At 69.5% G+C, this 6,979-nt stretch carries 5 protein-coding genes; 1 reads left to right on the top strand and 4 read right to left on the bottom strand.

What is annotated here, in order from left to right; translation table 11 throughout:
• Positions 1-289: 289 nt before the first annotated feature.
• Positions 290-751, bottom strand: coding sequence for a GreA/GreB family elongation factor (locus tag GGR48_RS17700; RefSeq protein ID WP_183953161.1), 462 nt, complete (start codon positions 749-751; stop codon positions 290-292).
• A gap of 213 nt (positions 752-964) precedes the next feature.
• On the opposite strand from GGR48_RS17700, the gene GGR48_RS17695 reads away from it, so the two are divergent.
• Positions 965-2,704 carry a DEAD/DEAH box helicase gene (locus GGR48_RS17695; RefSeq protein WP_183953160.1) on the top strand — a complete coding sequence of 580 codons (1,740 nt, stop codon included), beginning with the start codon at positions 965-967 and terminating at the stop codon, positions 2,702-2,704.
• Positions 2,705-2,898: 194 nt separating this feature from the next.
• Here GGR48_RS17695 and GGR48_RS17690 read toward each other — a convergent pair whose 3' ends face one another.
• Genes GGR48_RS17690 through GGR48_RS17680 form a run of 3 tightly spaced genes read right to left on the bottom strand, consistent with a single transcriptional unit; the run spans position 2,899 to position 6,664 of the window.
• Positions 2,899-4,116 carry a dihydroorotase gene (locus GGR48_RS17690; RefSeq protein ID WP_183953159.1) on the bottom strand — a complete coding sequence of 406 codons (1,218 nt, stop codon included), beginning with the start codon at positions 4,114-4,116 and terminating at the stop codon, positions 2,899-2,901.
• On the bottom strand, positions 4,113-5,096 hold the full coding sequence (locus GGR48_RS17685; protein WP_183953162.1) for an aspartate carbamoyltransferase catalytic subunit: 984 nt from the start codon (positions 5,094-5,096) through the stop codon (positions 4,113-4,115). The genes GGR48_RS17690 and GGR48_RS17685 overlap by 4 nt, the downstream gene beginning before the upstream one ends.
• Before the next feature lie 44 nt (positions 5,097-5,140).
• Positions 5,141-6,664 carry a hypothetical protein gene (locus GGR48_RS17680; protein ID WP_183953158.1) on the bottom strand — a complete coding sequence of 508 codons (1,524 nt, stop codon included), beginning with the start codon at positions 6,662-6,664 and terminating at the stop codon, positions 5,141-5,143.
• Positions 6,665-6,979 lie beyond the last annotated feature (315 nt).

Raw genomic sequence — 6,979 nt, 5'->3', positions numbered from 1 at the left:
ACACCCAACCATCCGCAAACCCAAGCTGATCCGACATCGCATCGTCCTCCAACGAGGATAGTGAATCACCTCCGCATGGCTTTCGCAACGATCCCGTTTACGGGAGGGGATGGGGGAGGGCGGGCCGCGAGCGATGGTCTCGGTGAGCCCCTTGCCCTCCCTTCGGTCCCCCCGCCTGCGAGAGGGGAGGAAGAAGGGGCGGCAGGCAAAGTGTTTCCGGCAAATGCCTCGATGGTGCATTCCGGTAGGCGCTTGGCATGCCCCTCCCGCCTGCGGGAGGGGAAGAAGGTCAGGCGGCGCTCACGTCCATTATCTCCACCGCATCCGCCTTGCCCCCGAACGCGACCGTCTCGCCCGCCATTGCGCCCATCAGCGCGCGGGCCAGCGGCGCGGCATAGGCGATGCGGTCGTGCGCGGGGTCGGCTTCGTCATGGCCGACGATGGTCAGCGTCTTCGTCTGCCCGTTCAGCCGGATCGTGACCATGCTGCCGATCCCGACCTCGCCGTCCTCCGGCGCGGGGGCCAGTTCGGCGGTGGCGGCGCGGGTGTTCCAATAGCGGAGTTCGCGTTGGAGGCGGGTACGTTCCTCGTCATCGGTCGCCGCCGCGACGGCCGCCTCCACCTCCGCCACCTTCGCGCGGGTCAGTTCCAGCCCACGCGGCGTGACCAGATTGGGGCCGGGCGGGATCGGCAGCTCGAACTTGGGTTCGAGATGTTCCTCATCGGATTCGCGGCGAAAGGCGACACTCATCGGGGATCAACGCGTAAGGTCATAGCCGGGCTCCCATGACGGGCCGATCGGTTCACCGCAAGCGCGGCTTGAGTTTTGGCTGCAATCGTGTATAGGGCCACGCTTTCACGGAACGCTACACATTCACCCGTGCCGCATGGGTGTATCCGCCAACTAAGAGGGATGGGTCCCTTGGTTCGGCGGTACGCGCTCCTTTTTGTCGTTGGAGTCCCCATGCCTTTTTCTGCTTTGCCGCCGGTATTGTCGGCTGCCCTTTCCGCGCGTGGCTATGCCGCGCCGACCCCTGTCCAGGCCGCCGTTATCGAGGATGACGCCCAGGGCCGTGACCTGATCGTCTCCGCCCAGACCGGTTCGGGCAAGACCGTCGCCTTCGGCCTCGCCATGGCGAGCGAGCTGCTGAACGGTGGCGATCACCTGCCCCAGCCGGGCGCGCCGATGGCGCTGGTCATCGCGCCGACCCGCGAGCTGGCGCTGCAGGTCAGCCGCGAGCTGGAATGGCTCTATGCCGGGGCGCGTGCGCGCATCGCCACCTGCGTCGGCGGCATGGATGCCTCGCGCGAGCGTCGTGCGCTCAGCCACGGCACCCACATCGTCGTCGGCACCCCGGGTCGTCTGCGCGACCATCTGGAGCGCGGCGCGCTCGACCTGTCGTCGCTGAAGTTCGTCGTGCTCGACGAGGCGGACGAGATGCTCGACATGGGCTTCCGCGAGGATCTGGAGCAGATCCTCGACGGCACGCCGTCCGAGCGTCGCACGCTCCTCTTCTCGGCGACCATGCCGCGCCCGATCGTGCAGCTCGCCAAGCGGTATCAGACCAATGCCAAGCGGATCGAGACGATCAGCGAGGACAAGGGCCATGCCGACATCGCCTATCAGGCGGTGACGGTCGCGCCCGCTGACATCGAGGCGGCGGTGGTCAACCTGTTGCGCCTGCACGAGGCCGAGGTTGCGATCCTGTTCTGCGCGACGCGCGACAATGTCCGCCACCTGCACGCCAGCCTGGTCGAGCGTGGCTTCTCGGCGGTGGCGCTGTCGGGCGAGCATTCGCAGAATGAACGCAACCATGCGCTCCAGGCGCTGCGTGACGGCCGTGCGCGGGTCTGCGTCGCGACCGACGTCGCCGCACGCGGCATCGACCTGCCCGGCCTGACGCTCGTGATCCATGTCGAAATTCCGCGCGATGCCGAAGCGCTGCAGCACCGTTCGGGCCGCACCGGTCGCGCGGGCCGCAAGGGCACCGCGATCCTGATCGTGCCGTACCCGCGCCGTCGCCGGGTCGAGGGCATGCTGCGCGGCGCGCGCATCGACGCCGAATGGCGTCGTGCCCCCACGCTGGAGGAAATTCGCGAGCAGGACCGCGAGCGCCTGCTGACCGCGCTGCTCGCGCCGGTCGAGGTGGACGAAGCCGATCGCGAGCTGGCCACCCGCCTGCTCGCCGAAAAGTCGGCCGAGGACATCGCCGCCGCGCTGGTTCGCGCGCACCGCGCCGCGTTGCCCCAGGCCGAGGAGCTGGTCGAGGGCGATGCGCCGCCGCCGCGCGAGCGTCGCGAGGGCTTCGACGACACCGCCTGGTTCCGCATGAGCGTCGGTCGTCGCCAGAACGCCGATCCGCGCTGGCTGCTGCCGCTGATCTGCCGTCGTGGGCACATCACCCGCAACGAGATCGGCGCGATCCGCATCCAGCCCAACGAGACGCTGTTCGAAATCCCGACCGCACTGGCGTCGCGCTTCATCGCCGCGCTGAAGCGGACCGAGGCGGATCATGCCGAGGACGATATCGCGATCGAGCAGGCCGATGGCCCGCCCGCCGGCGGTGCGCCCAGCGGTGGTCCGCGTCGTGGTCCGGGCGGCAACCGTCCGATGGGCGGTCGCCCGGCCGGTGGCCCCGGCGGCCCGCGCCGCTATTCGCCGCGCCCCACCCAGGGCGGCCCGCGCGGTCCACGTCGCGGTTGAGCCGATAACGGTTAAGCGAAAAGCCCTCCCCAAGGTGTCTTGGGGAGGGCTTTTTATTCCTCCCCAAGCTCGCTTGGGGAGGGGGACCGCCGGGCGATAGCCCGGTGGTGGAGGGGCGTGACGAACCGGCCATGCCCCTCCACCACGCCCTGCGGGCGCGGTCCCCCTCCCCATCAAGAGATGGGGAGGATTTCTCAGTGAATTTCCCGTCCTGCCTTCCACAGCCGCAGTGCGCGGCCCTGGACCGGGAAGCCGTCGAACGGCGTATTGCCCGCCGAGGCGAAGGCGTCGCCCGACACCATCCACGGCGTGTCGGCATCGAACAGCATCAGGTCGGCGGGCTTGCCCGGCTCCAGCGTGCCGGTGTCGAGGCCCAGCACCTTGGCCGGATTGGCGGAGAGCAGCGCGAACAGCCGGGGCAGGGTGATCCGCTCGTCCCGCACCAGCATCAGCGCCAGCGGCAGCAGCGTCTCCGCCCCCGCCATGCCCGCCTCGGCATCAACGAAGGGCAGGCGCTTTTCTTCCGGGCCATGCGGGTCGTGGCCCGAGCCGATCACATCGACCGTCCCGTCCGCCACCGCCGCCAGCGCGGCCTGCCGGTCGCTTTCGTCGCGCAACGGCGGCGAGAGGCGCGCGAAGGTGCGGAAATCGGTGATCGCGATGTCGGAGAGGTGGAGATGCGCAGGCGTGATGCCGCACGTCACCTTCACCCCGCGCCGCTTGGCCGCGCGGATCAGGTCGAAGCCCGCCGCCGTCGTCACCTGCCGGATGTGCAGCTTCGCGCCCGTCTCCTCGGCCAGCATCAGGTCGCGCGCGATGGCGAGCGCTTCGGCGATGGCGGGGGCGGAGGGCAGGCCCAGGCGGCTGGCGGTCTCTCCCTCGGTCGCGACCGCATCGGCGGCGAGGCCACCATCCTCGGCATGGGCGATGACAGTCAGACCCAGATCGCCCGCATAAGCGAGCACCCGGTGCATCACGCCCGAATCGGCGATCCAGCCGCGCCCGGTGCCGACGGCCTTCGCGCCCGCTGAGACGCAGACCGCCATCTCGGCCAGGTCAATCCCCGCCAGCGAGCGCGTCGCCGCCGCGATCGGGTGAATCCACAGGTCCGGTCGCCCGATCAGCGCGGCACGTTGCACCACGCCCGGATCGTCGAGGACCGGCGACTGGTCGGGCATCAGGCCGATCCGCACGATGCCCCCTGCGCGACAGGCGGCGCGGTCGACCTTGAACACGCCCAGATCGACAATGCCGGTGCTAAGCATCTTGCCGCCGCAGTCGATGATGGTCGCACCCTCGGGAGCGTCCCCGGTGCCGGTGATGATGCCATTCTCGACCAGCAGGGTCTCGCCCTTGATCTCGCCGCCGACCGGGCAGATCAGCGTGGCGTTGGTGAAGGCGGTGATGCTCATGCCCAGCCCTCCAGCTTGCGCGCTCTGCGGGTCAGCACGTCCAGACACGCCATGCGCACCGCGACGCCCATCGCCACCTGCTCGGTGATCGCCGATTGCGTGCCGTCCGCCACCTCCGAATCGATCTCGACCCCCCGGTTCATCGGGCCGGGGTGCATGACCAGCGCGCCTGGCTTGGCGCGCTTCAGACGTTCGGCGGTCAGACCGTAGCGCATCCGGTATTCGCGGGTGGAGGGGATATAGCCGCCCGCCATCCGCTCGTTCTGGACGCGCAGCATCATGACGACATCGGCATCCTCGATCGCGCGATCGAAATCGGTGAAGGGGGTGACGAACATGCGTTCGATCCCCTTGGGCATCAGGGTGGACGGCGCGCAGACCCGCACCTCGGCCGCCAGCGCGGTGAGCGCGAGAATGTCCGAGCGTGCGACCCGGCTGTGCAATATGTCGCCGCAGATTACGACCTTCTGCCCCGCAACGCTGCCCCGGCGGCGGCGGATGGTCAGCATGTCGAGCAGCGCCTGGGTCGGATGCTCGTGCCGCCCGTCGCCCGCGTTCAGGACCGGGCAGTCGACCTTGTCGGCGATCAGCCGGACGGCACCGCTCGCCATGTGGCGGATCACGATGACGTCGGCGCGCATCGCGTTCAGCGTCATCGCCGTGTCGATCAGCGTCTCGCCCTTCTTCACGCTCGACTGCGCCGCGTGCATGTTGACCACGTCCGCGCCCAGGCGCTTCCCTGCGATCTCGAAGGACAGCAGCGTCCGGGTCGAGTTCTCAAAGAACGCGTTGATCTGGGTGAGGCCCGCCAGCCTGGTATCGGGCGTATCGGTCGCGCCGCGATCGAGCCAATGTTCCGCCTCGTCGAGCAGGAACATGATCTCATGCGGTTGAAGACCGTCGATTCCGGTCAGATGCCGGTGCGGGAAAACGGCGCCACCCTGAATGAGCGTGCCGGGGCGATGATCCGATGTCTGCATTAAAGCCGCCGGGTAGCGGTGCGCGCGCGGTTCGGCAAGGCCGCTTAGCGCGCGGGCCATGCCTCCAGCACATGGCCGTCGCCGATCCGCCGCAGCCGGGCGCGTCCGATCGGGAAGCCGGCGGCGCGTAACGGCGCGGCGAGGCTTTCCGCCGTCACCGATTCGCCCGCGACATGCTCGGTCCAGAACAGGGTCGGGCATTCCAGCGGCATGGTCCGATCGTTGGGTGAGACGAGCGAAAAGCCGAAATGCGCGGCGACGGTGCGATAGGCGAAGGGGATGACCGCGCGGTTCTCGGTCGGTGGCGCATCAAGCACGGGGCGGTTGCCGCGCAGGTCGACATGCACGCGCGTCGTCGGGCAGTTGCGCCGGATCGCGGCGATGGCCTGACCCGTCCCATACCAGCTGGGTCGCGCAACGGTCGCACCCGCATTCAGTGCGATGGCGGTCATGGCGGAAAAGGCCATCAGCAGCGACAGGATCACCGCGAAGATCGGCCGAATCCGATCGAGCAGCGCGCCTGCGCCCAGCGCCAGGATCATCGCGAGCGGCGGATGCAGGGCGACCAGATAGCGATCGATGACGAACGGCCGCCACAGATGGATCGCGATCATCACCATGCAGCCCAGCGCAAGGCCGGCCCCGAGCGTCACCGCCAGATCGGCATCGCGCGCCAGCCGTCGCGCGCGCCAGCTTTGATAGGCCAGCACGCCGCAACCGACCAATGCGACGATCGTCACCGCCGGATTGGCCGACAGGTTGCGCACGACCTCGGTCTGGATCGCCCAGCGTGCGCTGTTGAAACCGCCTTGAATCCAGAAGCTGCGCGTATTGGCCTCGATCCGCCCGAATGACAGGGCGAGGTGGAGCAGCATCGGCGCCGCCGCCACGATCGCCGCCGTCGCCAGCCGGATGGCCCCCGGCCAGTCGCGTGCGAGCAGCCGCCGCAAGACCATCGCCGCCACCAGCCCACCGACGATCATGCTGGTCGCCAGATGGACGTTCAGCGCCACGAGCAGCGCCAGCGTCAGCATCCCCCATTCCACGCCTCGGGCGGCACGATACCCCCGGTCGAACCCGATCAGCGCCGCGACCGCGACGGCGCTGGCCGCGAAGGCGAGATAGTTGGAGCGCAACTCCGCCGCCCGGTCGATCGCCGGCCATGCGCTGGCGAGCGCGATCGCGAAGACCCAGCCGATCCGGCGCAGGTGCTGCGGGATCAGCCACCAGGCGAGCTGGATAGCGGCCCCCACGAACAGGATCAGGTTGACGAACCGCCGTTCCTCGACCGTCGACCCCAGCCAGGCGGTCGCGCGGACCAGCGCATAGAATAGCGGCGGATGATTGTCGGCCAGCCAGCGATCGAACGCATGAGGCAGGGGAATGGCGGAGTGCGCGACATAGAGGGTGTAGAATTCGTCATACCATGGCCCGCGCAGCCGCATGGCCCCGCTCATCGCCGCGACCAGCGCGACGATGACGATCGCCAGCATCGCACCCGTGACGATGGACGGCACCCCGGGCAGCAGGCGGCGTGGCGACGGGCTGGAGCGGCGATCCGGGGTCATGGCGTGCCGGTCTGCCGCACCTCTCGCCATGCGGCAAGCCGGCGTGCCGGACCGGGAGCACCCGGCTTCCCGATCCGGCACGCCGCTCGCCTTAGAGCAGGATGGCATGAGACGACTCCACCCCTCCCCTTCAGGGGAGGGGCGGGGGTGGGGCGCTTCCACGGGCGAGTAGTTCGCGGCGAGGGGCCCCCCCCCCCCCCCCCCCCCCCGGGGGGGGGGGGGGGGGGGTGGGGGGGGGGGGGGGGGGGGGGAGTGGGTTGGTCCGGAAGAAACCCCCCCCCCCGGGGTTGAGGACACACGGGGCGGGAGGGGGTA

The sequence above is a fragment of the Sphingomonas pseudosanguinis genome (assembly GCF_014196255.1).
GTDB classification, from domain to species: domain Bacteria; phylum Pseudomonadota; class Alphaproteobacteria; order Sphingomonadales; family Sphingomonadaceae; genus Sphingomonas; species Sphingomonas pseudosanguinis.
This window is presented reverse-complemented; position numbering and strand designations above follow the sequence as displayed.